Here is a 22,965-nt window from a genome sequence, read left to right as displayed (position 1 = left end):
TTCCGCCGCACGCCCGTCATATTTTAATGTGTGAGACGGCTCTGGTCGCACGATCCGAGTGAAACGCCCGATGTGTGCGCCGGTAGTTTTTTCTACCAGGTCAAATACCGTCTACGTGGTGGCAAGTAGTTGCCGGCGCGCTGCCGGCACTGGACCAGAACTATGTCAAACGAAGTAATCCCCCCGTCGAACGACCGACTCCGGTCGCAGTACGACGAACACGTGATGCCGATCTGGAAGGAACTGGACGTCCCCGTCAAGCGGGCCTCCGGCTGCACGGTGGAGGACTTCGAGGGCAACGAGTACCTCGACGTGTTCTCCGGTATCGCGGTGACCAACACGGGTCACCGGAACGAGGCGGTGGTCGAGGCCGCGAAGGACCAGCTCGACGACCTCGTCCACAGCTGTTCGTACGTCCATCCGAACCGGCCCGTCGCCGAGCTCGCCGAGCGCCTCGCCGAGATCACGCCCGGCGACCTCCGGAAGTCGTTCTTCTGTAACTCCGGCACCGAGGCGGTCGAGGGCGCGATCAAGCTCGCCCGGAAGTACACCGGGAGCACGGAGGTCGTCGCCCTCGAGAAGTCGTTCCACGGCCGGACCCTCGGCAGCCTCGCGCTGACCGGCAACGCCGCGTACAAGGACGGCATGGCGCCGACCATCAACGACGTCACCCACGCCGAGCCGCCCTACTCCTACCGGTGTCCGCGGTGCGAGGGCGACTGCACCGCCGACTGCGCGGACCACATCGAACGGGTCATCGGGACGCACACCTCCGACGACGTCGCCGCTGTCGTGGTCGAGCCCGTGATGGGCGAGGGCGGCATCATCGTCCCGCCCGAGGGGTGGCTGGAGCGCGTCAAGGAGATCGCCCACGACCACGGCGCGCTCCTGATCGTCGACGAGGTCCAGGCGGGGTACGGCCGGACCGGCGAGCTGTGGGCCAGCGACCACTTCGACGTCGTCCCGGACATCCTCACGCAGGCGAAGGGCATCGCCAGCGGCCTGCCGCTCGGGGCGTTCACCGCCTCGGCCGAGGTCGCCGACGCCTTCGAGTCGGGCGACCACCTCTCGACGTTCGGCGGCAACCCGGTGGCCAGCGCCGCCGCGCTCGCGACCATCGACGAGCTCCGGGACGGCATCGTCGCCAACGCCCGCGAGCAGGGCGCGTGGCTGTCCGACAGGCTCGCCGACCTCGAGTCCCGGTTCGACGCGGTCGGCGAGGCCCGCGGGCTCGGCCTGATGCAGGGGGTCGAACTCGTCGACCCCGACGCGACCGGCCCCGAGGGGGTCGCCCCCGCGCCCGACGCCGACCTCGCGAAGTCCGTCAGCGAGCGCCTCCGCGAGGAGGGCATCGTGATGGGCGTCGGCGGCTACTACAAGAACGTGATGCGGTTCCAGCCGCCGCTCACCATCGAGCGCGAGCAGCTCGAATCGGCCGTCGAGGCGCTCGAAACCGCAATCGAGGTGGAGGCGTAATGTCGCAGTTCGACCGCCCGCGGACGGCCGAGGCGTTCCGCGAGCGCTACGCCGGCGCCGACATCGAGCTCGCGTACGCCGGCATCAACACGTTCCTCAAGTCCGAGCAGCGCGAGGTCGAGGACCTGGCCGACGTCGACGCCGGCGTCGTCGGCGTCCCCTACGACGGCGCCGTGAGCAACCGTCCCGGCGCCCGCTACGGGCCGGAGGCCATCCGGCGCGCCAGCGCGTGGTGGGCCTACATCTCGGGGTACAAGGGCGGGCTCACGAACATGCGGACCGGCCGGCAGGTCGACTTCAACCGGCTCTCCATCGCCGACTGCGGCGACGTCCCCCTCTTCCCCATGGACCGGGAGAAGACCGCCGAGAGCATCTCGGCGTACGTCGCCACGATCGCCGACCAGGCGTTCCCGGTCGTGCTCGGCGGGGACCACTACTGCACGTTCCCCGCGTTCCGCGGCTTCGCCGAGGGGACCGACCACGACACTATCGGCCTCGTCCAGGTCGACGCCCACACCGACACCGTCCAGGAGAGCGCGCTCTTCGGCGAGCACTTCCACGGGTCGTCGACGAACCTCATCGCCGAGTCGCCCCACACCGACTTCGAGCACGTCAGCCAGGTCGGCATCCGGGGGTACGAGTCGCCCGAGTTCTTCGAGTTCGCCGACGAGACCGGGCTCAACCTCTTCACCGCCCACGACATCCGGGAGCGGGGCGTCCGCGACGTGGTCTCGGAGGCGGTCGAGGCCGCCGCCGAGGACGCCGACGCGGTCTACGTGACCTTCGACATCGACGGCGTCGACCCGAGCGTCGCCCCGGGAACCGGGACGCCGATCCCCGGCGGCCTCACGGCCGACCAGGCGCTCGCCACCATGGAGGTGCTGGGCGGCCACGACGCGGTCGGCGCGGTCGACCTGATGGAGGTCGCCCCGCGCTACGACGGCACCGAGGGCACGAGCCGGCTCGCCGCCTACCTGCTCATCACGCTCCTCGAACGGCAGTTCGCCGAGTAACGCGTCCGCGACGCGGTCCGCCTCGCCTTCTCCCCGTCCCGCTTCACCGCGGTCGCGGCTTTCGTACCCGGACTCGGGTGGCAATGGTTTGCCAACCTGACCGAGCGAATCAGACGACGCCGACCGCCCGGACCGGGGCCCCGTCGCCGCCGAGCGCGAGCGGGTAGACCCGCAGTTCGAACCTGTCGGCGGCGCGGTCGAGGTTCGCGAGGTTCTCGACGACGAGGCAGTCGGCTCCCAGGAGGGCGTGGTGGGCGCCGAACCCCTCCGGTTCGCCGGCGTCGGCCTCGTCGGTGGGGGTCGGGTCGGGATTGAGCGTGTCCGACGCGACCGCGAACCCGCGGTCCGCGCAGCGCTCGGCCGCCGTCGGCGTCAGGTACGGGTGGTTCAGGTACCGCTCGGTCCCCCAGTGTTCGTCCCACCCGGTCCAGAGGACCAGGCAGTCCGCGTCGGCGTCGGGGACGCGCTCGGCGGGTATCGGGTCGCGCGCGCCGAGGTCCCGGCAGTCCACCCGGACGGCGTCCATCGCGAACCGGTCGAGCGGGTACTCGTCGATGGTCGCGCCACCGGGCTCGGTGTGGGCCGGCGCGTCGACGTGGGTCCCCGCGTGGCTCCCGAGTTCGAGCGCGTCGACTCGGTAGCCGTCCTCGGCGTGGGTCGCGTGGTCCCGCACCGTCACGTCGGGGTCGCCCGGGTACGTCTGCATGCCGGTCTCGATCCGGTGGCTCAGGTCGACGTGCATACCGGCCGTTCGCACCGCCCCGCAAAAAGTGACGTGCATGATATGAACTATCACAATATTTATCACAGCTCTTGGTTATCGTCCGTACTGATGTGGCAATACATTACCACCCAGTGCATCGACGGTGCGAGTGACCCGGCGCGGCGGGAGGGGCCGGGCGATGGTTAGTCGCCTCGGCGGCTTCGGGCTGCTCGCCGCGTGGGGTGTCGCGATGATCGCGCTCTCCTACTACGTCTTCCGCCGGCAGGGCGTCGACGACACCGAGGAGTTCATCACCGCCGGCGGGCGGGCGCAGGTGGGACTGACGACCGCCTCGTTCGCGGTCACCTGGATGTGGGCGGGCGACATCCTCGGCGTCCCCCAGTACGTCGGCATCACCGGGGTCGCCGGCATCTGGATGTACGCCGCCCCGGCGGTGCTGTCGTCGTTCGTCGTCATCCCCTTCGCGCTGCGGATGCGGAGGCTGTTCCCGCAGGGGCTGACGTACAGCGAGTACTTCATCGAACGGTTCGACAAGCGTGCCCACCTCGTGGTCGTGCTCGTCATCCTGTACACGATGGTGCTTGGCGGGGTCATCCAGCTGTTCGTCGGCGGTGCGGTCATCGGCGGCCTGACCGGCATCGACCCTAACGTCGTGATGGCCATCCTGATGGGCGTCATCGGCGTGTACATTTTGCTCGGCGGGCTGTGGGGCTCGATGACGACCGACTTCGTCCAGTTCGTCAGCGCGCTCGTGCTGACGCTGGTGTTCGTCCCGCTGCTGCTGTTCGAGGTCGGCGGGCCGGGCGCGGTCTACGACCAGATGGTCGCCAACCTCGGGTCGAAGTCGTCGGCGTTCCTCTCGCTGGCGAACTTCGACGCCATCGAGGGGCTGTTCCTCCCGTACGCGCTCGGCCTGGGCGTGTGGGGCGTCGTGTCGCTGGCCACGTGGCAGCGGGTGTTCGCGGTCCGCCGCGACCGGACGTCCCGGTTCCTCACCATCGGGGGTATCGGCGTGTTCACCACCATCGCGATGTACTCGATCATCGGGTTCGTCGGCCTCGCCGCCTTCACCGACGTCTCGCCCGGGAACCTCTCGATCGAGGCCCTCGGGCTCCTGCCCGACTGGGCGGCCGTCGTCTTCCTGCTGGTCGCGCTCATGGTGCTGGGGTCGTCGGTCGACTCGTACTTGACGGCCATCGCCAGCCTCACCTCCCGCGACATCTACTACCGGCACGTCGACACCGAGGCGTCCGACGACCAGCAGCTGCGGGTCGCCCGCGGGGCGTCCGTCGGCTTCGCGGTGATCATCTTCGCCGCGACGGTGTTCGCGCTCGGCTCCATCAGCTTCGTCCAGCTCCTACTCATCGGCGGCATTGGCGCCTCCGCGCTGGTCGGGCCGTTCGCGCTCTCGCTGTTCTGGCGGAAGACGGCCGGCACCGCGTTCGTCGCCGGCGTGGTCGTCTCGCAGCTGGTGACGGCGTTCCTGCTGGCGGCCAGCTACGACGTCGTCGTCACCAGTCCGGACCTGAAGCTGTGGGAGATCATGGCCGTCGGTCACCTGGTCTCGACGGGGCTGACCGCGGGCATCAGCGCCGTCTCGCCCGACGACTTCCGGTTCGAGTCCATCGCGCAGGAGGGCTCGGCGATGGCCACCGACGGCGGTCGGCGGGCCTCCGGAGGTGACCGCGAATGATGGGGAAGGGCATGTTCACCGGGATGGTGGCGCTGTTCTGGCTCGCGGAGGCGGCGTTCGGAGCGCTCGTCGTCTACTGGTTCGTCACCCAGGGGTTCGACAGCGGCGGCGCGACCGCCGAACCGGGCGACGTGCCGCTCGAAGACCGGGCGACGACGCTCCGCTCGCTGGCGATGTGGGGCGGGTTCTTCGCGCTCTTGGTGCTGGGTATCATCATCGGCGCCTGACGCTCGGTTCCGACCGTCTCCCGCGACACGGTGCGTCGCTTGCTGGGTCGTCTCTCCTCCGGCGTCCCGTCGGGCCACCCGTTTCGGGGTTTCGACCCCGTCCGCGACCGCCGGACTCACGCGCAGTTCGCCCGGTCCGCGGTGCAGTCCGCCGCCCTGCACCGCCGACAGAGGTCGCCCTTGCCTCTCTCCACTGCGTTCCCGCAGCAGTCGCACACCCTCGTGTAGATCGACACGGTAGTTATGTCCGCTCGCTGGATAATAAATCCACATTATAGTTCCGCACCGGCAGATTGATTAAAGTACTGCGACAGTTCGATTCCCGTCCGTGCCCCGCCGACGACATGTCAGTTGTGGTTTCAATTCCGACACTTTCATAACTCGGTGCCGTGCGCTTCCACACGATGCAATCGGTATCCTCTGACTCCGACACCCTCCTCGCGCCGCTCGTCGGCGACGACTGCGCGTGGTGCGCGACCGGCGTCCTGACGCGCGAGCCCTTCAAGGGCGACGACGCAGTAGTCTGCGAGCACTGCGGCACGCCCGCGGCCCGCGTCTGGTAGCGGCTCCGCTACGGGATCGAACTTCCCGACCGCCGCTCGGGAATCCTCACGTACAGGCCCGCCGGATGCGCTCGTCGATGCTCGCCGCCGAGACGGTCCGCTCGTCGGCGGTGGCCGCGCGGCCGGTCACCAGGTCGAGCAGGTTCAGGTCCCGGAGGAGGCGCCGCGCCGCGCTCCGGTCGACCCGGAGGTCGCGCTGGACCTCGTAGAGGGTCGTCGCGTCCCGGACCGCGTCGCGCAGGTCCGCCAGCGCGACGTGCGAGGGGAGGTCGACGTCGGCCGGCAGGTCCTCGGTCCGGAGCGCCGGCGGGCGGGATTCGGCCTCGCCGTCCGACTCCTCGGTCGCGCCGTCGTCGGACTGTTCGAGCCTCACGCTGTCGGCCGGCCCGCCTTCCGCCGCAGTCGGCTGGTCGCCGGTCTCGGATTTGCTAGTCTCCGGTCCGCCGGTTCCGGCGTCGCTCGACGCGTCGCCGTCTTCCGTGCTGTCCTCCTCTGACGGTTCGTCTGCGTCTCCCGACTTCTCGTCCGCGGCTGTCGCGTCCTCGCTGTCGGGCGCCGCGTCCGACCGCTCGGCCGATTTGGGCCGCTCGTTCGGTCTGTGGATGCCGAGCTCGATGGCGTGGTAGCGGACCGTCTGGGGCGTCACGCTGGCCCCGAGCGCCTCGGCCATCTCCGGGAACGTCTCGCAGGACTCGTAGGCCTCGCGGAGCCGCTCCGGGTCGCGGTGGGGCTCCGGTGTCGCGTCCGCCGCCGCGTCGTCGCCGTCGGTCGGCTCGTCGCCCTCCCGTGCTTCTTCGTCGTTCCGTGCCGCTTCGTCTTTCCGTACCGCCTCGTCTTCGGTTTCGACTCCCTCGTCACCTCGGTCTCTCGTCTCGCTGCTGTCGCTCTCCTCTCCTTGTTCACCGTCCCGGTCATCGGTCGCTGCGGGCTCTTGTACCTCGTCAGGGGATTCCGTTTTGTCGTCCGACGCCCGCGTCATCGCGACTCCGCCGTCGGTGACCTGCGTCTTCGCGGTCTCGGCGGTCTCGGCGACCGGCTCGGTCTCCGCCGCACCGTCGCCGACGTCGAGTTCCACGGCCAGCGGGAACGTGACGCCCGATTCGTCGGCCTCGGTCTCGCTGCCGTCCGGGAGTCCGACCGAGACCGCGCTTCCGACGTCGTCGAGGTCGCCCCAGTCGAGTCGCGCGGTCAGTTCAGCGGTGAGGGTCCGCCCGTCGACGAGCGACCCCTCCGGCGTCTGGACGCCGTCGATCGAGAGGGTGGCGTCGTCCAGGTTCTCGATGAGCGCCGCGAGATCTCGGAGCGCGTGGGGAGCGGTCATGGCGATATACTGGGCCAGGCCACCCCACCGACGTAAAAATATTGTAACCATTCAAATTTTTCCGGTTTTATTTATACCATCCGATTCGGTGCGCGAAATCCGCGGGGACTCGACAGAAATAAGTACGACTTCGAGGCGCTGCGATCGCAGACCGCGATAAATCCGTCGAAGAAAATCGACACCGCAAAGACGGCACCGGGCGGCCGCGTCGACCCAACCAAACCAGAATCCATCGCCGCGGCCGCCGGGGTTCGCGGCGGTGACGCCGCCGGGGGTCAGCCCGGAGTCAGAACAGCGCCTCCAGTTCGTCGCCGTCGTCGCGGACGAGGCTCTCGAGGTTCTGCTCGCTCTCCTCCTCGATGGCCTCGATGTTGTCCTGGGTCTCGACCGCGACGCCCTGGAGGTCCTTGATCCGCGGGACGTCGGTGACCCCCGACAGCAGCGTCACCGCCGCGACGCGGTCGGTGTCGGCCATCGGGTAGTCGCCGCCCCGGACCTCCATGCTCGCGGTCTCGTTCTCCAGCCACTTCCGGCCGCGCTCGATGCCCTTCCGGTTGAGGTGGTCCTTCGGGCCGCCGACGACCACCAGCGACCGGTCGGTGCTCCGGACCTCGCACGGGAGGGTGAGCCGGCCGAGCGCGGCCTTCCGGACGAGGCTGGTGATGCGGTTCGTGGTCTCGGTGGCGTCGAGCTCCTCGTCGGAGAACCGGCCGAGCAGCCCGCCGCCGGCGGTGTCGACCTGCTCGGTCGCGTAGCCGACGGTCGAGACCCCGCCGCACGAGAGCGTGTTGATGATCTCGCTGGAGTCGACCACGCTCTCGGCGACCTCCTCGCCCTGCCCGACCTCGCCGGCCGAGAACAGCATGCCGAACCGCCGGACGATCTCGTCGTTGATGCGGTCGTAGCCGCCCCGGACCGACTCGCCGGTCTCGCGCCACGCGTCGTTGTCGAAGACGAGCAGGTTGTCGACCTCGTCGACGAAGGTCTTGAACGACCGGGCGGCGTTCAGCGTGTAGATGCCGCCCTCGTCCTCGGCGGGCAGCACGCCCAGGCCGTACACCGGTTCGGTGTAGATGCGCTTGAGGTGGCTGGCGAGGACGGGCGCGCCGCCCGACCCGGTGCCGCCGCCCATGCCCGCGACCACGAGGAACGCGTCGATCTCGTGGACCGGTACCTGGTCGACCGCGCCCTGGATCTCGTCGATGTCCTCCTCGGCGATCTCCGCGCCGAGTTCGTTGTCCGCGCCCACGCCGTGGCCCTTCACGCGGGCCTGGCCGATGAGCACGCGGTTCCGCTCGGGAACGTACTCGAGCCCGGCGAGGTCCGCCTTCGCGGTGTTGACTGCGATGGCCGACCGGACGACGTCGCTGCCAGTCCCCCGGTCGTACTCCACGAACTTGTCCACGATCTTGCCGCCTGCCTGCCCGAAGCCGATCATTGCGAGCTTCATGTTTTGGTGCCTCCCTAACGCCGATGTGCGAACGTTACCCGGTCACTGACCGCGCGTCGGGCCGGGCCTATCGGCTGTACCTCCTCACGAGGGCGGTCGTACCCATAGTTATACGGCGGCACACGGGGTTTCAGGCGGTCCCACACGAGCTCCCGCTCGGCCGACCGACCGGCGCGGCGCGGCGTCAGGCGGTCTGTTCTGCGGTCGACGGCGCTCCGTCTGCCCGCCGACCTCCGCGGAACACCTCGTCGTCGTCGGGCGGTTACGGACGGTAAAGACCGCTTACCACGGGGTGTGTATCGTTCCCAACTACTCTCGGAGCTGTGGTTCCGTCTCGTGTCCCCTATCGCGACCCCATCGGTATCGCGACTTCGCCTCCCGACTCCGGTTCGTGATTGTGCCTCCACTTCTCGGCTTCGGCTCGCAATCGCGACGCCGCTTCCCGACTACGACTCCCGACCGCCTCCCGGCTTCGACGCGCGTATTACGCCGGCGGGAGTAGCCGACCCCATGCGCCAGTTCATCGTCCTCGGCCACGACGCCCCGACGACCCCCGACTTCTCGCTGGACGACCTCGCGGGCGGGGCGGGCCGGCTCGACGTGCTGTGCCGGTGCGTCAACTCCGCGTTCTTCCTCTCGCACGCCATCCGGGAGGACGTGCGGGTCCACCTCGTGCTTGCCGACGAGGTGACCGTCCGCTTCGAGGGGTCGCAGCTCCGGCGGCTCAACCCCGACGAGCGCAGCACGGCCGCCCTGGTCCGCAACGCGCTCGACGCGAAGGACGAGGCCATCGGCCACATGGAGACCGAGAGCTCGCCGGGCGTCCACCTCTCGAAGCGGGGGTTCGAGCCGGTCCTGGAGGAGGCGGCCCGCGACGGGACCGTGGTCCAGCTCCACGAGGACGGCGACCCCGTGGTGGACGTCGAACCGCCCGCCGACCCCGTCTTCGTGCTGTCGGACCACCGCGACTTCGCAGACGCGGAGGCGGAACTGCTGGCGGCGGCCGCCGACGAGCGCGTCCGCCTCGGTCCGGAGCTGCTCCACGCCGACCACGCGATCACGGTCGCGCACAACTACCTCGACACCGAGGGGTTCTCGGAGTACTAGAGTCGGACTACGTCCCGGCTTCGAGCCGATGCTCGCCGCGCAATCTACCGGTCGCCGGTCGCGTTCCCGACGCGGAGCCGGGTCCCGTGCTCCCGCGGGTCCGCGACCGGCCCGGCCCCGCCCTCTCGAATCCGGTAGACGACGCTCTCGTTGAGGAAGTAGCGCGCGGTGTAGTAGCCGTCGCCAACGGCGAAGGTCCCGTCGGCGCAGCTGTACCGCGAGAGCCCGGTCTCGACGCGGACCGACCACCCGTCCGCCAGCCGGGTCACGGCGTCCGGCTCGGGGTCGAAGGCGAGCCGCGTCACGTTCTCGCCCGTCTCGTGGGTGTAGACGTAGGCCCGTTCGAGGTCCGCGACGAAGGCCCGGACCGACTCGTTCGTCAGCTCCGCGGGCGGGTCGGGGTACGGGACCGGCGTTATCCGGTCGTCGGGACAGTCGCTCCGTTCTGCTGTCTCGCTCGGCTGCCCACCGGACTGACCGAGGCAGCCGCCCAGAATCGCCAGGGAGACGACGGCGACCGCGAGGAGAGCGCGCCGGCTGGCCGTCGAGGCGGGCATACCAGGGGTGTCCTACCGGACCGTGATAAGTCTTCAGCAGCGACCCGCTCGCTCGCGGGCCGTCGCGTCCGCCGCGCTCGGCCGGTTCACGTCTGCCGTGCCCGGCTGACTCAACTGCCGTGCCCGGCTGACTCAGGTCTGTCGCGCTCGGTCGGCGCCCCGGAGCGACACGCTCACGGTCCCGCGAGCAGCACCTCCACGCATGCGAGTCAGCGTCATCGGCGGGAGCACCGTCACCGACGAGCGGGCCGCGGACGCCGAGGCGGTCGGTCGACTCCTCGCGGAGCGCGACCACACCGTCGTCTGCGGCGGCCTCGGCGGCGTGATGGAGGCGGCGTGCCGCGGCGCGAGCGAGGCCGGCGGGCGGACCGTCGGCATCCTCCCCGGCGAGGACCGCGGTGCGGCCAATCCCCACGTCGACACCGCCATCGCCACGGGGCTGGGCCACGCCCGGAACGCGCTCGTGGTGATGAACGGCGACGCGGTCGTCGCGGTCGACGGCGGCGTCGGCACGCTCTCGGAGGTCGGCTTCGCGGGCGTGTACGACCGCCCGATCGCCGGCCTCGACACCCACGACGCGCCGGGCGTCGAGGCGGTCGACTCCCCGCGCGCCGCGGTGGAGTACGTGGAGTCGGCGGTCGAGTAGCCGCCTGGCCCGGCGCGGAGCGGCCGCGACGCGTCCGGGGCCGCGGCAGCCACCGCCGGCCCGCGACAACCCTCAAGGACGTCCGTCCGCTACGTGGCGTGATGCCACTCTCGGAATCACAGTGGGAGCAGGCCGAACCGGACGACAGCGTCATCGCGCTCATCCACGGCTTCCTCGCGGACGAGAAGCCGACCGCCTACTCCATCGCGGAGATCTTCGAGCGTGCCGAGGCCAACGCCCAGCGCGACTCGGAGTCGACGTGGGAGGACGTCGGCGCGTTCCTCGGCGGGGAGTCGGCCGAGGACGAGTACCGGTGGGCGTTCGAGTATCTCGTCCACGCCGGCGAGCTGGAGAAGCGCGTCGTGTTCGACGGCGGCGAGAAGGTCGAGTACTACCGGGCCGCGTAGCCCGCGGGCGGTCGGCAGAATCCGGAAGGGTTAAAGTTCGGACGCCTCTTGTTCTACCTGCGGGCCGGTGGGGTAGCTTGGTATCCTTCGGCCTTCGGGTGGCCGTAACCGCAGTTCGAATCTGCGCCGGCCCATTTCTGCCCGCAATTCGATTCTCCGAGTACTTAGTAGCGTGTCGAGCGGGAAAGACGGGAAACACGCCGGCTCGCGCTCGTTCCCCTCACCCCACCGGCCACCACGACCGAAGCCGATCTACGACCCGACAGCCCGAGTCCCTCCGCCCCGTCGCCCCGGACAGCCCCGTCCCCTCCTCCGGCTCCATCCCGTCCTCCGCCGCGATCGCGCTCGCCCGGTAGAAGACCGCCTCGGGGTCGCGCTCGCGCCGCCAGTGCCACCAGGTCCGCGCGACGACGCGGAGGTAGTCGCGGTAGCCCAGGCTCGGCGTCGCCGAGAGCACGTCGCAGTCGCGCTCGCGGATGAGCCGGTGGTGCTCGGCGTACAGCACCGCCGACAGCAGCACCGGGAACTGGCAGTCGTCGGGCAGGTGCTCGATGCCGGCGACGCCCTCGCGGTAGCGCTCCTCGGTCCGGCGGAGTTCGGCGCGGACCGCGTCGGCGACCCCTTCCGAGGCGCGCAGGTCCCGGACGTCCCCGGCCGAGACGCCGTGCTCCGCGAGGGTCGCCCGGGGGAGGTACACCCGGCCGTACTCGGTCGCGTCCTCCCGGACGTCCCGGAGGAAGTTCGTCAGCTGGAACGCCTCGGCCAGCGCCCGCGCGTGGGGCCTCGCCGCCGCCGGGTCGTCGGGGTCCATCACGGCCAGCATCATGTAGGCGACCGCGACCGACGACCCGCGGAGGTAGCCCGTCAGGTCCTCGTAGGTGTCGTAGCCCTCGGGTTCGACGTCGGCTTCCATGGCGTCGACGAACTCGCGGACCTCCCGGTCGGGGACGCCGCGTCGCTCCCGCACGTCGGCGAACGCCGCGAGCACCGGGTCGTCGGGCTCGCCCTCGCCCAGCGCGGCCTCACGGAGTCGGGCGAGTTCGGCCCGCTGCTCGGCCGGCGCGTCCGGGTCGGGGTCGTCGACGACCTCGTCGGCGGTCCGGAAGAACGCGTAGAGGACGTACGTCGGGTAGCGCGCCCGCTCGGGGAGGAACCGGGTCGCGACGTGGAACGTCCGGCCGGTCCGACGCTGTACCGCCCTGCTCGTCCGGAGTTGCTCGTCCGTTACCATGGCTCTCGCCTCGGTTCGGGGGTCGGGGCGCCGACCGTCACGACTCGATCCTGCTCTTCGACACCTCGGCGATGCCCGCGTTCGCGGAGCACTCCGGACAGGCGCTGATTCGTCCGCGCTCGTCGGCGAAGACGCGCGCGAACGAGTTCGAAACGTAGCTCCCGCAGTGATCACAGTTCGGCATGGGTCTCTCCCGGGGAGGCGCCGTCCGCCGGTCCGCGGCGTCGCGTCGGCGCGGCGATTCCCCGCTCGGATGGACGGAGGAGGGCGATCCGGAAAAGCTGGATACCTTACCAGTCAGCCACCCGCGTCGAGGACCGCTCCGATCAGCTTCCGCTCGGCCGCCCGGAGGTGCTGGTGGAACGTCGCCCGGGAGATGCCCATCGACGCGGCCAGCTCGTCGCCCGTGGTCGAGCGGGTGGAGTCGTAGTAGCCGCCGAAGTACGCCTTCTGGAGCGCCGCGACCTGCCGGTCGGTGAGGCGGTCGGTCAGTTCGGCGACGAACTCGCCGCGCGTGGCCGCCGGGCGGTCGCGCTCCCGGTGGGCGACGAGATCGCTGTCCGGCAGCCGCTCCCGCACCAGGTCCGCGATCTCGCGAGCGTCGGCCGCCGGCGGCAACCGGAGGGTGAGTCGGCCGGTCCCGCGCTCGGCCACCAGTGCCCGCGTCTTCGCACCCCGCTGGGCCAGGTCGGCCACCACCGAGCCCGCGGCGAGCCGGAACTCGAAGAGGTTCGACTCGTCGTCGCCGCTGACCCGCACCGCCGCCTCGATCTCGGGGACGTCGGCGGCAAGCTCGGCGATCCGGTCGGGCGCGGCGTCGGTCGTGAAGAACAGCGAGAGCGCCTCGCCCTCCCGGTTGACGGACCCTCGATACTCGAGCCGGCAGTCGGCTCGCGCCGAGAGGTCGACGGCGAACAGCCCGCGGTCGGTCGCCTCGAACTCGAGCTCGACCGGGTTGTCGGCCGTGAGCGCCCGGCGGCTCTCCCGGGCGTTGGCGGCGGTCCCGACCGTCCGGCCCAGCGCCTCGAGCACGACGGTCTCGCGCTCGTCGAACGCCTCCGGGTCGTCCGAGTAGACGGTCAGCACGCCGTAGACCGCGTCCCGGTACGCGACCGGGACCGCGGCCATCGACCGGGCGTCCGGGACGCGGTCGGCGCAGGCGGTCCCGTCGACGCGGCCGGTGCGGAGCGACCGGGCGTCGAAGGCCTCGGCCGTGGGGTCGTCGGCGTCGACGTCGATCACGATGCCGTCGAGCGAGTCGCCCTCGCCGGCCCACGCCGACGGGACGAGGGTCTCCTCGACCAGGTCGAGCTCGCCGAACCAGGCGAAGACGTACGGGTCGGCCGCGGCCACGCGCTCGGTCACGCCCCGAGCGTCCTCCGCCCGCGAGGTCGAGCGCATCAGCGTCTCGGTGACGTCCTTCAGCAGTCCGTTGATGCGACCCACGAGGTGTTCGAGGTCCCGCTTGCGGCGCTCGACCTCGAACTCCGCCTCCTTGCGGGCCGTGACGTCGTTCTGGAACCCGACGAAGTTGGTGACCGCCCCGTCCTCGTCCCGGACCGGCGCGACGGTGACCTCGTTCCAGAACGCCTCGCCGTCGGCCCGGTAGTTCACCAGTTCGACCGTCACCGCCTCCTCGGCGGCGACCGCCTCGGCCATCGCCGCGACGGCCTCGGGGTCCGACTCCTCGCCCTGGAGGAACCGGCAGTTCCGGCCCACGATCTCCTCGCGGGGGTAGCCGGTCAGCCGCTCGAACGCCTCGTTGGCGTAGATGAGCGGGTTGTCCTCGCGGTCGGGGTCGGAGATGGTGATCCCGACCGGGGCCTCGTCCATCGCGCGCTCCTTGAGCTCGAAGTCGACCTCGGGCTCTCCCTCAGTCCCGGCCATGTCCGGACCGAGGGACCGCCGAGTTGTAAGTGCTCCCCGACGGCGCCGCCGGAGCGTGCGCGGAAACCCTCGTCCCGGAGTCGCCCGCGCGGCGCCGTTCGACCGGTCGCGCCCGAGGGCGGTTGCTCAAACGCTTCTTTCACTCTACGGTACAGCTTTCTTCCGACCGGAACAAAGACAGCGCGTATGCAACGGAAACTCGCCGCGCTCGCGCTCGCACTGCTGACCGTGACGGCAGGCTGCGCGGGATTCGGCTCGCTCAGTACGAACGCCTCCCCGCAGTCGGGCGGCGACCGGCCGGCGGGCGACGCCGGCGCCGGCAAGACGATCCAGGTCGCGGCCACCGGCCAGGTCCAGACCGCGCCCGACCGGGCGGTCGTCCGGGTCGCGGTCACGGCCCGGGCCGACTCGGTCGAGACCGTCCGGCGGCGCCTCGCCGAGAACGCCTCGCGGCTCCGGAGCGCCCTCGAACAGGCGGGGCTCGGCGCCGACCAGGTCACGTCGGCCCGGTACGACATCGGCCAGAACTACCGCCACGAGGAGAACTCGGCCGAACCCAGGTTCCGGGGCCAGCACGCGTTCGTCGTGACGGTCAACGAGACCGACCGCGCCGGCGAGATCGTCGTCACCGCGGTCGAGAACGGCGCGACCCGCGTCGAGAACGTACAGTTCACCATCACGCAGGAGACCCGGAACGACCTGCGCGAGCGGGCGCTGGCCCGGGCCGTCGAGAACGCCCGGGGCAAGGCGGCCGTGGCCGCGAACGGGACCGGGCTCGAACTCGCGGGCGTCCACACCGTCAAGACGGTGGACGTCTCGACCTCCCCGGTGACCCGGCAGGCGCTCGACTACGCGGCCGCCAGCGCCGGCGGGAACGGCGCGCCCACCTCCTTCGAGAGCGGGTCGGTGACCGTCACCGCCGACGCGGTGGTCGTCTACAACGCCACCAGCGCCTGACCGGCGCACCGCACCGGAGCTCGTTCGCGCTTTTTCGAACCCTCCCGTATCGAGAAGTTGGTCCCGCGGCACCGCCGTCCGTCCGGTCACAAGCCTCTTGCGACCGCGAGCCCTTCGCGTACTGCATGCACGTACTCGTAGCCGGTTCCCACGGGCAGGTCGGCCAGCACGTCACCGCGATGCTGGCCCAGACCGACCACGAGGTCCGCGGGATGGTCCGCGACGAGGCACAGACCACCGACGTCGAGGAGCTGGGCGCCGAGCCGGTCCTGGCCGACCTGACCGAGGACGTCACGCACGCAGTGGAGGGCTGTGACGCCGTCGTGTTCGCCGCGGGCTCGGGCGGCGAGGACGTGGAGGGCGTCGACCGCGACGGCGCCGTCAACATCATCGAGACCGCAGAACGCGAGGGCGCCGACCGGTTCGTGATGCTCAGTTCCATCAACGCCGACTCGCCCGGGGACAGCCCCGCGGAGCTCCGGCCGTACCTTGAGGCGAAGGCGGCGGCCGACGAGCGGCTCCGCGAGAGCAGCCTGACCGACACCATCGTCCGGCCGGGCGCGCTGACCGACGAGCCCGGCACCGGCCGCGTCCGCACCGGGGCGGACCTCGACCGGAAGAGCGACGACATCCCGCGCGAGGACGTCGCCGAGGTGCTCGTCGCCGCCCTGGAGATGGAGCCCACCTACGGACTCACGTTCGAGGTCCTCTCGGGCGACGAGCCCATCGAGGACGCGCTGGCCGACCCGCTGAACCAAGGGTGAATCAGGTGAGCGAGAAGCGAGACCGCCGTCGCGGTCCCCGCCGGGTCAGAGCAGGTCCCTGATCTCGTCGGAGAACCGCGTCGGCGAGTAGACGTTCCGGACGACGATCTCGAGCGTCCCGCCGCCGCCGGACGCGACCCGGACGTTGCCGAGGCCGACCAGCGCCTCCCAGATGGAGCGGCGCTCCTCGACGCCGCGGACCTTCTCGAACGGGAGCTCCTGGCGCACCAGCGAGACGAACCGGTACTCCTTGATGAGCCGGTCGGTCGTCACGTAGTAGGTCGTCAGCGTGTTCGTCCAGTAGGTGTACAGCCCGGTGGAGAACAGGTAGAGGCCGACGGCGAACGCGACTGTCGGGTAGACGTACGGGACGAAGGTGAAGAACAGCAGGTACCCCGTGACCGCGAGGCCGGCGAACCCGACGAGTATCTTGGCGAGCGCGGCCCGCTGGGCGGGGTGGCGGCTGTCGACGACCTCCTCGCCCTCCCGCATCGTGGGCGGGTCCGGGGTCGCGACGACGTGGATGTAGATTCCGACGACGACGATGAACAGCCCGAACACCGCGGTCGGAATCCCGACGTTCGACGGGACGTTCGTGTTCCCGAGTGCGACGTACGCGCCGGTCGCGACGAACGGGAGTCCGACGAGCGTGCTCCAGACGGCCGGTAGTCCTCGTGCCATGACTGTCACCCCTTGAGCATCTGGTGGACGATTCCGCCGACCGACAGCAGGAACCCCGCGAACGTGAGGTTGAACACGTCCCCGAGGAACGCCGGCGCGTCCCCGTCGTTCGAGAAGAACCCGCGCGACCGCCGCCGCGAGTCCCCCGAGCTGCTCCCCTCGGCGCTCAGCCCGGCCGACTCCGCGGGCGTCGCGGTCGACCGCTCCGTCCGGGAGTCCGTCCCGCCGGTCGACTGGTCGGACCCGGAATCGGCGGTCGCGGTCGCGTCCGCCCCGACGACGACCGTCTCGGACGCCCGCGGCCCGCCGGTCTTGCCCATGCTGTGGGTGTGTTCGCCGTCCTCGACGGACCCGACGCTCGTCTCGATCATCTCGAGGGTGAGGTCCGGGAAGCTGAACGTCTCGGTCCCGCCCGGACCGACGGTCTCGGACATCGACTCCATCACCATCTCGCCGTCGAACTTGTACGAGCCCCGCAGGCTCACCGACTCCTCGCCCGTGTTCCGGATCTGCACCGCGGGATTGTACGAGACCCCCGGTCGGATGGTGTCGGGGAGGTCGACCGACGTTATCTCGAGCGGCCCGTCGTCGCCCGAGGACGCGGTGGTCGTGTCCGACGGCTCGACCACCGTCACCTGTGCGGACTCGCGAGGCCCGGCCGCCACCCCGATGCCGTTCTTGTAGGTGCCGGCCTCGACGTCGGCCTCGCGTTCGAGCCACTCCGACTTCATGTGCGGCAGTTGAGCCATGACCTCCGACCCCGGTTCGAACGTCTTCTCGACGCTCGCTATCGTTCCGCGGTCGAAGGTGTAGCTGACCTCCGTCGTCACCGACTCGTCGCCGACGTTCTCGATGACAGCGCCCGCCGAGAACGTCTCGCCGAGCACGATCTCGTCCGGGAGAGTGGCCGACTTTATCCGGAGGTCCGCGCCCGCCGAGAGCGCGCCCGCGTCCCGAGCGGCCGCCGAGTCGTCGCCCCGCCGCAGGTCGACGGCCGCGGCGCCCGACGCCGAGGCGGTCAGCGCGCCCGTTCCCAGTCCGACTCCGACCGTTCGGCAGATTTCACGTCGCTTGTGATTCATGCGTTCTGACCAATACTGTCCCGATGGTATCAGAATCGCCATAAATATCTATCGGAAAGGCGGATAGGTTGCAAAACTTACTGGAACTCCCGGCGGCTCGGCTACGAACCGTCATCGGGTCTCCCGGGCGCGCTTCCGACCTCTGAACCCGGTGTTCCGTCTGGGGCGGAGCAGGTACCGACAGGACGGACGCGGATGCCCTGTCCGCCAGGGACGGGCGACCTGCGCCCGTCTGGTATGGGGGTCGCCCCGTCCGCCGGCCGGGAGCGTTCGCCGACGGTCGGCCCGCCCGCGGAACCCGGACAGCCGGCGCCGACGTGTTGGCGAGCGGGCAGGTCGGCGAACAACGTTTTATGCCATCAGTAGCATCCTCGAACGAACACCAATGGCGACTGCCACGGGCGTACTCCCCCGACGTCACCGACTCTCCGCGCGCCGCCGACCGTCCGCGAACGACCTGGTCTCTCCGCATCGCCGACCGCCGCGTCGGAAATTGGCGTCGCCGTGCCGGCCACCGACCCCGCGCTTCCCCGGACGGCGCGCACGCCGGACGGACGCCCGCGGTCTCGCGGCCGCACCATGATCCGGGGCGACGGTCCGTTCGGCCCCGACGCGGACCCCGGTGCCGATGCCGACGACGCCGATGCCGACGCTGCCAACACCGACGACGCCGACCCCGACGACGTCGACTCCCGCGCTGCCGACGACGGGTTCGAGCCCGCGGCGCCGGTCGACCCCGACCGCCGCGTGACCGACGACGGGCGGCTCCTGATCCCGGTCGAGACGCTGGCGGTCCTCAACTGGCTCGGCGACGTCGGCGTCGAGGGCGTCGAGGCCCGCCTGGACCGGGTCTCCGCGGACGACGTGACGGTCGAGACCGAGCAGGTCAAGGTCGACTACGCCGGCGCCGCGACTGTGCTCTCGCGGTTCGGCGCGGCCGACCGCGCCGGGGCGCGCGTCCCCGTCCGGTCCCCCTTCGCCGGCGACGTGCTGGTGCTGTTCCCGGTCAAGAGCGCCAACCGCGCGGCGTCGCTCATGCTCGAACGCGCCGTCGACGACGCCGCGGCGGCGGTCTCGACGCCCATGGGTCGGGACGCGCTGACCGAGCTCTGCAACGTGGTCGCCAACGGCTTCGTCGACGAGTGGGCGACCGTGTTCGACACGCCCTTCGACACCGGCGCGCCGACGGCGGTCCAGAACCCGGAGCTGACGCTGCTGCACCGCATCTTCTCGGACGCCGACGTCGGCCTGTACCTGACGGCCCGCTTCCGCCTCGTCGAGCCCGACGTGGACGCGACCGTCTTCGCGTTCCCCGGCGAGGAGCGGTTCGTCAGGCGGCTCTCGCGGGTGGACCCGGCCACGTTGGATCGGTGAGCCGGCCGCGCCGACCGCCGCCGAACCGGGATGTCGCACCCCTTTTACCCCCTGCGTCCCTCCCGACGACAATGACCGAGCAGTTCGACTTCCCGGTCGCGTCGGCCGCGGACCCCGCCGCGCGCCGCGACGAGGTGGTCGCGCAGGTCCGCGAGCACGCCGGGGAGATCGCCCGGGAGCTCGCGCTCCTCCAGGGCGGCGACTACGGCGAGCGCACCTTCGAGACGGACGACGGCGAGTGGACGGTCAAGTACGAGGCCGGCGACCTCCAGTACCTCCGGTTCGACGGCGGCCGGACCGACACCTACGTCGTCTCGACCAAGCAGCCGCCGGACCCCGAGGCGCTCGACGCGGCCCTCGAGGACTACGACGCGTTCGTCGCGGCGTTCAACCGCCACGTCCGGTCGCTCGACGGCGTGCTCGACGACGCGCCGACCGAGTTCCCCGACGTCGCCTCGACCGAGTCGGTCGTGGCCCAGCGCGAGCGCATCCTCGGCCGGATTCGGGACGTCGCCAACGAGATGTCCCACCAGCTGTACCGCTACGAGGGCGGCGACTACGGGTCGTTCGCGGCGCGGGTCGCGGGCGACCGGTGGGAGCTCAAGTGGGAGGGCGGCGAGGCGTCGTACCTCCGGGTCGGCGGCGAGGGCGGCATCTACCTGCTCTCGCAGTACCAGCCGCCCTCGGCCCCCGACGTGCGGAACCTCGCCGAGCACGTCCCGGCGTTCGTGGAGGCGTTCAACGAGTACGTCGACGACCTCGACGCGAGCCTCGACGGCGTCTCGCTCTAGGCGTCGTCCGGCAACGGTTCCTTCTCGGGCACGTCCTCGGATTCCCCGGACAGAATCTCGCTGGCCGCCTCCTGGAGGATCTCCAGGCCGAGCGCGGCGTCGCCGAGGTCGACGTGCTCGTCGGCGGTGTGGGCCTGCGCGAGCTCGCCGGGGCCCCAGATGATCGCCGGAGTGCCGGCCGCGACGAACTCCCGGGCGTCGGTCGCGGCCTCCAGCCCCCACGGCTCGGCCGGCGCGTCGGCCCGCGCCGCGGAGAGGGTCCGGAACCGCTCGGCCAGCGGGTGGTCGGCCGGGATGCCGGCCGAGGCGTAGTGCATGACTCGGGTCAGGTCGGTCTCGACGTCCGCCTCGCGCTCCGCGGCCGCGAGCAGGTCCTCGACCTCCTCTCGGACCGCGTCGATGTCCTCGTCGGGCAGGATGCGCCGGTCGAGCAGGAACTCGGCTCGGCCGGGCACCACCGCCATGTTGGAGTCGGTGCCGGCCTCGAACTCGGTCACGGTCGCGTAGGCCCGGCCGACCAGCGGGTCCTCGCGCTTGCGGAGCTGTGCGTCGTAGTCGTCGACGGCGTCGAGAATGGGGCGGGCGGCGTCGATGGCGTTGGTGCCCTGGTCGGGCCGACTCGCGTGGGAGGACGCCCCGGAGACGCCGACCCGGTAGGTGACCACGCCCTTCGCGCTAGTCCCGACCCGGAAGTCGGTCGGCTCCAGCACCACCGCGCAGTCGCCGCCGTAGCCCGCCTCGACAAGCGTCCGGGTGCCGGGGTCGCCGGTCTCCTCGCCCATCGCGGCGTGGAAGACCAGCGACCCGTCGAGGTCGCCGGCCTCGAACGCGGGCGCGAGGTCCCGGAGCGTCAGCATCGCGGCCGCGAGGTTGGTCTTCATGTCGGCGCTGCCCCGGCCGTAGAGCCGGCCGTCCTCGACGGTCCCCGCGAACGGGCCGTAGGTCCACTCCGCGCGGTCGCCCGCCGGCACCACGTCGAGGTGGCCGTTGAGGACCAGGGTGGTGGCGTCGGGGTCGGACGCTGCGCTCTTCGGGTCCTCCCCGACCCAGGCGACCGCCTGGGCGCGGTCCGGGTCGGGCTCCTCGACCAGCCGGGCCTCGACGCCGCGCTCGTCGAACCAGTCGACGACGAACTCGGCGCCGGCCCGCTCGTCGCCTGGCGGGTTCTCTGTCGGGACGGCGACCAGGTCGGCCGCGAGGTCGGCGAGTTCGTCGCGTGTAGCGGTCATCGGTAACAGGCGGCGCTTCGGACCCCAGTGCGATAGTACTCCCGGTGGTGTCGCCCCGGCCACCTGGTAGCTCGACCCCTCGGCTCAGACCCCGTCGCGGCCGAACAGCCGGTCGACCGCCGCCAGGCCCGGCCGCCCCGCCAGCGACCCGAGCGCGGCCGCGAGGTGGTAGGCGCGGTCGTCGGGCGTCCGGCGCGCCGAGCGGGCGAACTGCGCGGTGGCGCGGGGCGACCAGCCCCGCTCGGCCAGCAGCTTCCGGCCGGCCTGGTAGTGGGTCTCCCGGAGCGCGCGCCGCCTGACGCTGTCGGGGAACTGTCGGTAGAGCCGGTCGTACGTGGCGATCACCTCCATTCGCCCATCGAGGTAGCCCCACGACTCCGACAGCGAGTCGCCGGGCCGTCCCCGGACCACCAGCGGCTCGGCCACGAAGTCGAACGCGGTCTGGAGCGCGAGGTCGACCTTCAGCCCCGTGTCGTCGGCGCCGTGGCGGTGCCGGAGCGGGAGGGCCCGCGCGAGCACCTCGCGGTCGATCAGCATCGTGGAGTTGATGCACGGGAACGTCCGCATCTCCAGCGCGCGCCGGATGACGTCGCCGCGGACGACCGGGTTCGGGAGGATCTCGCCGCGGGCCTCGTCGCGCATGCCGCAGTAGGCGACGCCGACCCGCTCCGCGTCCTCGAGCAGGGCCACCTGCTTGGCGATCTTGGTCGGGGCGAGCCGGTCGTCGTCGTCCAGGAACTGGACGTACTCCCCGTCGGACGCCTCCGCGCCGATGCTGCGGGCGGCCTGGGGCCCCTCGTCGCGGCGCTGGCGGACGTACCGGGCCTCGTCGTACTCGGCGACGACCGGTCGGGCGTGCTCGTCGTCCGAGCCGTCGACGACGAGCACCTCTATCGGGTCGTACTCCTGGGCGGTGACGCTGTCGAGCGCCTGGCGGAGCCGGTCGTTGCGGTAGTGGGTCGGGACGACGACCGAGACGAGGCCGTCCGAGTCGGAGTGGGGCGCCATGGGTGACGCCTCCGTACGGCGCCGGACCGGAAAGTCGCGGTGGCGGCGCCCGGGAGTCGGTGGCGCCGATCCGACCGCGGGCGGCCCGGTCCGGGCGGTCGGGCCGGGGCCGACCGACGCCGTTTCCACACTTTGATAAAGAGTCGACTTCGTGGAGTACAGTAACTGAGATGACCCGCGCGACACCGCATCCAGTGGCGGTCGGTGGTCACCGTGGCTGAGACCGACGCCCTCGACCGGCGGGGCGAGACGCCCCGGCTGGTCGTGGTCTGCGGGCTGCCAGGCGTCGGCAAGACCACCGTCGCCGAGGACGTCGCCGACCGGCTCGACGGTCGGCTGCTCCGGACCGACGTGGTCCGCAAGGAGATCCTGACCGACCCCGACTACACCGAGGAGGAGTCCCGGATGGTCTACCGGGAGCTGTTCGACCGCGCGCGCGAGACCGTCGAGGCGGGCCGCAGCGTCGTGCTCGACGGGACGTTCAAGGACGCCGTCGACCGCGAGCGGGCCGCGGCGCTCTCGGAGGCGCTGGGCGCGGCGTTCCGGCTGGTCAAGGTCGAGTGCGCCGAGGACGTGGTCCGCGAGCGCATCGCCCGCCGCGAGGGCGACGAGAGCGACGCCGACTACGAGGTCCACCGGCTGTACCGCGAGCAGTTCGACGCCGTCGCGACCGACCACGTGACGGTCGACAACTCCGAGGGGCGGGAGGCGACCGCCAGGCAGGTCGACGCCGCCTTCGAGTGAGCCGGGGCGTCCGGATTCCCAACGGGCGATCGA

General features: G+C 71.1%; 24 protein-coding genes and 1 tRNA gene. 14 read left to right on the top strand and 11 right to left on the bottom strand.

The genetic code is table 11. From position 1 onward, the window contains the following. Positions 1-162: 162 nt before the first annotated feature. Together ACQUQF_RS04895 and ACQUQF_RS04890 are read left to right on the top strand one after the other, a co-directional pair. Complete coding sequence (locus ACQUQF_RS04895; RefSeq protein WP_435176349.1) at positions 163-1,476, top strand: aspartate aminotransferase family protein; 1,314 nt, start codon at positions 163-165, stop codon at positions 1,474-1,476. Next, positions 1,476-2,489: an agmatinase family protein gene (locus tag ACQUQF_RS04890; RefSeq protein ID WP_435176348.1), complete on the top strand. Its 1,014-nt coding sequence runs from the start codon at positions 1,476-1,478 to the stop codon at positions 2,487-2,489. Before ACQUQF_RS04895 ends, ACQUQF_RS04890 begins: the two co-directional genes overlap by 1 nt. Positions 2,490-2,598: 109 nt before the next feature. Here the strand turns inward: ACQUQF_RS04890 and ACQUQF_RS04885 are convergent, their stop codons facing one another. Beyond that, entirely contained in the window at positions 2,599-3,231 is a 633-nt protein-coding gene (locus tag ACQUQF_RS04885) for a cyclase family protein (RefSeq protein WP_435176346.1), read from the bottom strand. Between the two features lie 160 nt (positions 3,232-3,391). Here ACQUQF_RS04885 and ACQUQF_RS04880 point away from each other — a divergent pair, with 160 nt between their 5' ends. From ACQUQF_RS04880 to ACQUQF_RS04870, 3 genes are all read left to right on the top strand, one after another. Beyond that, a complete protein-coding gene (locus ACQUQF_RS04880; protein WP_435176344.1) occupies positions 3,392-4,906 on the top strand; it encodes a sodium:solute symporter family protein in 1,515 nt (504 codons plus the stop codon). Then, complete coding sequence (locus tag ACQUQF_RS04875; RefSeq protein ID WP_435176342.1) at positions 4,903-5,133, top strand: hypothetical protein; 231 nt, start codon at positions 4,903-4,905, stop codon at positions 5,131-5,133. Before ACQUQF_RS04880 ends, ACQUQF_RS04875 begins: the two co-directional genes overlap by 4 nt. A 404-nt stretch (positions 5,134-5,537) precedes the next feature. Beyond that, entirely contained in the window at positions 5,538-5,696 is a 159-nt protein-coding gene (locus ACQUQF_RS04870) for an HVO_A0556 family zinc finger protein (protein WP_435176340.1), read from the top strand. 46 nt (positions 5,697-5,742) lie between these two features. Here ACQUQF_RS04870 and ACQUQF_RS04865 read toward each other — a convergent pair whose 3' ends face one another. After that, the gene (locus tag ACQUQF_RS04865) at positions 5,743-7,017 is read right to left on the bottom strand and encodes a hypothetical protein (RefSeq protein WP_435176338.1); all 1,275 of its coding nucleotides are present in this window, start codon (positions 7,015-7,017) and stop codon (positions 5,743-5,745) included. A 286-nt stretch (positions 7,018-7,303) separates the two neighbouring features. Continuing rightward, on the bottom strand, positions 7,304-8,467 hold the full coding sequence (locus tag ACQUQF_RS04860) for a tubulin/FtsZ family protein (protein WP_435176336.1): 1,164 nt from the start codon (positions 8,465-8,467) through the stop codon (positions 7,304-7,306). A gap of 510 nt (positions 8,468-8,977) precedes the next feature. Between ACQUQF_RS04860 and trmY the strand changes: the two genes are divergently transcribed. Then, a complete protein-coding gene (gene trmY / locus ACQUQF_RS04855; protein ID WP_435176334.1) occupies positions 8,978-9,574 on the top strand; it encodes a tRNA (pseudouridine(54)-N(1))-methyltransferase TrmY in 597 nt (198 codons plus the stop codon). Positions 9,575-9,618: 44 nt separating this feature from the next. Here trmY and ACQUQF_RS04850 read toward each other — a convergent pair whose 3' ends face one another. Next, positions 9,619-10,131, bottom strand: a complete 513-nt coding sequence (locus ACQUQF_RS04850) for a hypothetical protein (RefSeq protein ID WP_435176332.1) — start codon at positions 10,129-10,131, stop codon at positions 9,619-9,621. Between the two features lie 202 nt (positions 10,132-10,333). On the opposite strand from ACQUQF_RS04850, the gene ACQUQF_RS04845 reads away from it, so the two are divergent. The 3 genes from ACQUQF_RS04845 to ACQUQF_RS04835 all read left to right on the top strand — a co-directional run bounded on the left by ACQUQF_RS04845 (position 10,334) and on the right by ACQUQF_RS04835 (position 11,318). Continuing rightward, positions 10,334-10,777, top strand: coding sequence for a TIGR00725 family protein (locus ACQUQF_RS04845; protein WP_435176330.1), 444 nt, complete (start codon positions 10,334-10,336; stop codon positions 10,775-10,777). Between the two features lie 101 nt (positions 10,778-10,878). After that, complete coding sequence (locus ACQUQF_RS04840) at positions 10,879-11,184, top strand: hypothetical protein (RefSeq protein WP_435176328.1); 306 nt, start codon at positions 10,879-10,881, stop codon at positions 11,182-11,184. Between the two features lie 61 nt (positions 11,185-11,245). Further along, positions 11,246-11,318 (top strand) — tRNA-Pro (locus tag ACQUQF_RS04835). Positions 11,319-11,404: 86 nt separating this feature from the next. Here ACQUQF_RS04835 and ACQUQF_RS04830 read toward each other — a convergent pair. From ACQUQF_RS04830 to ACQUQF_RS04820, 3 genes are all read right to left on the bottom strand, one after another. Further along, complete coding sequence (locus ACQUQF_RS04830; protein WP_435176326.1) at positions 11,405-12,415, bottom strand: phytoene/squalene synthase family protein; 1,011 nt, start codon at positions 12,413-12,415, stop codon at positions 11,405-11,407. Positions 12,416-12,452: 37 nt separating this feature from the next. Beyond that, positions 12,453-12,599 (bottom strand): DUF7563 family protein, encoded by a 147-nt coding sequence (locus tag ACQUQF_RS04825; RefSeq protein WP_435176324.1) that lies wholly within the window; start codon positions 12,597-12,599, stop codon positions 12,453-12,455. A gap of 113 nt (positions 12,600-12,712) precedes the next feature. After that, a complete protein-coding gene (locus ACQUQF_RS04820; protein WP_435176322.1) occupies positions 12,713-14,302 on the bottom strand; it encodes a bacterio-opsin activator domain-containing protein in 1,590 nt (529 codons plus the stop codon). 186 nt (positions 14,303-14,488) lie between these two features. Between ACQUQF_RS04820 and ACQUQF_RS04815 the strand changes: the two genes are divergently transcribed. Continuing rightward, positions 14,489-15,259 (top strand): SIMPL domain-containing protein, encoded by a 771-nt coding sequence (locus ACQUQF_RS04815; RefSeq protein WP_435176320.1) that lies wholly within the window; start codon positions 14,489-14,491, stop codon positions 15,257-15,259. Between the two features lie 125 nt (positions 15,260-15,384). Beyond that, positions 15,385-16,023: an SDR family oxidoreductase gene (locus ACQUQF_RS04810; protein ID WP_435176319.1), complete on the top strand. Its 639-nt coding sequence runs from the start codon at positions 15,385-15,387 to the stop codon at positions 16,021-16,023. Between the two features lie 45 nt (positions 16,024-16,068). Here ACQUQF_RS04810 and ACQUQF_RS04805 read toward each other — a convergent pair whose 3' ends face one another. Beyond that, positions 16,069-16,704: a PH domain-containing protein gene (locus tag ACQUQF_RS04805; RefSeq protein ID WP_435176317.1), complete on the bottom strand. Its 636-nt coding sequence runs from the start codon at positions 16,702-16,704 to the stop codon at positions 16,069-16,071. A gap of 5 nt (positions 16,705-16,709) precedes the next feature. Then, positions 16,710-17,786, bottom strand: a complete 1,077-nt coding sequence (locus ACQUQF_RS04800) for a hypothetical protein (protein ID WP_435176315.1) — start codon at positions 17,784-17,786, stop codon at positions 16,710-16,712. 579 nt (positions 17,787-18,365) lie between these two features. Between ACQUQF_RS04800 and ACQUQF_RS04795 the strand changes: the two genes are divergently transcribed. Both ACQUQF_RS04795 and ACQUQF_RS04790 read left to right on the top strand, forming a co-directional pair. Further along, positions 18,366-19,160, top strand: a complete 795-nt coding sequence (locus ACQUQF_RS04795; protein ID WP_435176313.1) for a hypothetical protein — start codon at positions 18,366-18,368, stop codon at positions 19,158-19,160. Positions 19,161-19,231: 71 nt separating this feature from the next. Continuing rightward, positions 19,232-19,951, top strand: a complete 720-nt coding sequence (locus ACQUQF_RS04790; RefSeq protein WP_435176311.1) for a hypothetical protein — start codon at positions 19,232-19,234, stop codon at positions 19,949-19,951. Here the strand turns inward: ACQUQF_RS04790 and ACQUQF_RS04785 are convergent. Further along, positions 19,948-21,180 (bottom strand): M20 family metallopeptidase, encoded by a 1,233-nt coding sequence (locus ACQUQF_RS04785; RefSeq protein ID WP_435176309.1) that lies wholly within the window; start codon positions 21,178-21,180, stop codon positions 19,948-19,950. The two genes, ACQUQF_RS04790 and ACQUQF_RS04785, sit on opposite strands and share 4 nt — an antisense overlap. A gap of 84 nt (positions 21,181-21,264) precedes the next feature. Next, positions 21,265-22,188 (bottom strand): glycosyltransferase family 2 protein, encoded by a 924-nt coding sequence (locus tag ACQUQF_RS04780; protein ID WP_435176307.1) that lies wholly within the window; start codon positions 22,186-22,188, stop codon positions 21,265-21,267. Positions 22,189-22,401: 213 nt separating this feature from the next. Here ACQUQF_RS04780 and ACQUQF_RS04775 point away from each other — a divergent pair, with 213 nt between their 5' ends. Further along, the gene (locus tag ACQUQF_RS04775; protein ID WP_435176305.1) at positions 22,402-22,932 is read left to right on the top strand and encodes an AAA family ATPase; all 531 of its coding nucleotides are present in this window, start codon (positions 22,402-22,404) and stop codon (positions 22,930-22,932) included. Positions 22,933-22,965: the final 33 nt, after the last annotated feature.

The sequence above is a fragment of the Halorussus sp. AFM4 genome (assembly GCF_051194995.1).
GTDB lineage: Archaea > Halobacteriota > Halobacteria > Halobacteriales > Haladaptataceae > Halorussus.
The sequence above is the reverse complement of the archived record's forward strand: the minus strand, read 5'-3'. Positions and strand labels throughout refer to the sequence as shown.

What these genes read in the sequence shown, in the direction of transcription:
- ACQUQF_RS04875 (WP_435176342.1), top strand. Translation starts at nt 4,903, where the DNA reads ATGATGGGGAAGGGCATGTTCACCGGGATGGTGGCGCTGTTCTGGCTC.
- ACQUQF_RS04800 (WP_435176315.1), bottom strand. Translation starts at nt 17,786, where the DNA reads ATGAATCACAAGCGACGTGAAATCTGCCGAACGGTCGGAGTCGGACTG.
- trmY (WP_435176334.1), top strand. Translation starts at nt 8,978, where the DNA reads ATGCGCCAGTTCATCGTCCTCGGCCACGACGCCCCGACGACCCCCGAC.
- ACQUQF_RS04895 (WP_435176349.1), top strand. Translation starts at nt 163, where the DNA reads ATGTCAAACGAAGTAATCCCCCCGTCGAACGACCGACTCCGGTCGCAG.
- ACQUQF_RS04860 (WP_435176336.1), bottom strand. Translation starts at nt 8,467, where the DNA reads ATGAAGCTCGCAATGATCGGCTTCGGGCAGGCAGGCGGCAAGATCGTG.
- ACQUQF_RS04880 (WP_435176344.1), top strand. Translation starts at nt 3,392, where the DNA reads ATGGTTAGTCGCCTCGGCGGCTTCGGGCTGCTCGCCGCGTGGGGTGTC.
- ACQUQF_RS04820 (WP_435176322.1), bottom strand. Translation starts at nt 14,302, where the DNA reads ATGGCCGGGACTGAGGGAGAGCCCGAGGTCGACTTCGAGCTCAAGGAG.
- ACQUQF_RS04805 (WP_435176317.1), bottom strand. Translation starts at nt 16,704, where the DNA reads ATGGCACGAGGACTACCGGCCGTCTGGAGCACGCTCGTCGGACTCCCG.
- ACQUQF_RS04810 (WP_435176319.1), top strand. Translation starts at nt 15,385, where the DNA reads ATGCACGTACTCGTAGCCGGTTCCCACGGGCAGGTCGGCCAGCACGTC.
- ACQUQF_RS04870 (WP_435176340.1), top strand. Translation starts at nt 5,538, where the DNA reads ATGCAATCGGTATCCTCTGACTCCGACACCCTCCTCGCGCCGCTCGTC.
- ACQUQF_RS04780 (WP_435176307.1), bottom strand. Translation starts at nt 22,188, where the DNA reads ATGGCGCCCCACTCCGACTCGGACGGCCTCGTCTCGGTCGTCGTCCCG.
- ACQUQF_RS04785 (WP_435176309.1), bottom strand. Translation starts at nt 21,180, where the DNA reads ATGACCGCTACACGCGACGAACTCGCCGACCTCGCGGCCGACCTGGTC.
- ACQUQF_RS04790 (WP_435176311.1), top strand. Translation starts at nt 19,232, where the DNA reads ATGACCGAGCAGTTCGACTTCCCGGTCGCGTCGGCCGCGGACCCCGCC.
- ACQUQF_RS04850 (WP_435176332.1), bottom strand. Translation starts at nt 10,131, where the DNA reads ATGCCCGCCTCGACGGCCAGCCGGCGCGCTCTCCTCGCGGTCGCCGTC.
- ACQUQF_RS04825 (WP_435176324.1), bottom strand. Translation starts at nt 12,599, where the DNA reads ATGCCGAACTGTGATCACTGCGGGAGCTACGTTTCGAACTCGTTCGCG.
- ACQUQF_RS04840 (WP_435176328.1), top strand. Translation starts at nt 10,879, where the DNA reads ATGCCACTCTCGGAATCACAGTGGGAGCAGGCCGAACCGGACGACAGC.
- ACQUQF_RS04795 (WP_435176313.1), top strand. Translation starts at nt 18,366, where the DNA reads ATGATCCGGGGCGACGGTCCGTTCGGCCCCGACGCGGACCCCGGTGCC.
- ACQUQF_RS04890 (WP_435176348.1), top strand. Translation starts at nt 1,476, where the DNA reads ATGTCGCAGTTCGACCGCCCGCGGACGGCCGAGGCGTTCCGCGAGCGC.
- ACQUQF_RS04865 (WP_435176338.1), bottom strand. Translation starts at nt 7,017, where the DNA reads ATGACCGCTCCCCACGCGCTCCGAGATCTCGCGGCGCTCATCGAGAAC.
- ACQUQF_RS04815 (WP_435176320.1), top strand. Translation starts at nt 14,489, where the DNA reads ATGCAACGGAAACTCGCCGCGCTCGCGCTCGCACTGCTGACCGTGACG.
- ACQUQF_RS04830 (WP_435176326.1), bottom strand. Translation starts at nt 12,415, where the DNA reads ATGGTAACGGACGAGCAACTCCGGACGAGCAGGGCGGTACAGCGTCGG.
- ACQUQF_RS04885 (WP_435176346.1), bottom strand. Translation starts at nt 3,231, where the DNA reads ATGCACGTCGACCTGAGCCACCGGATCGAGACCGGCATGCAGACGTAC.
- ACQUQF_RS04845 (WP_435176330.1), top strand. Translation starts at nt 10,334, where the DNA reads ATGCGAGTCAGCGTCATCGGCGGGAGCACCGTCACCGACGAGCGGGCC.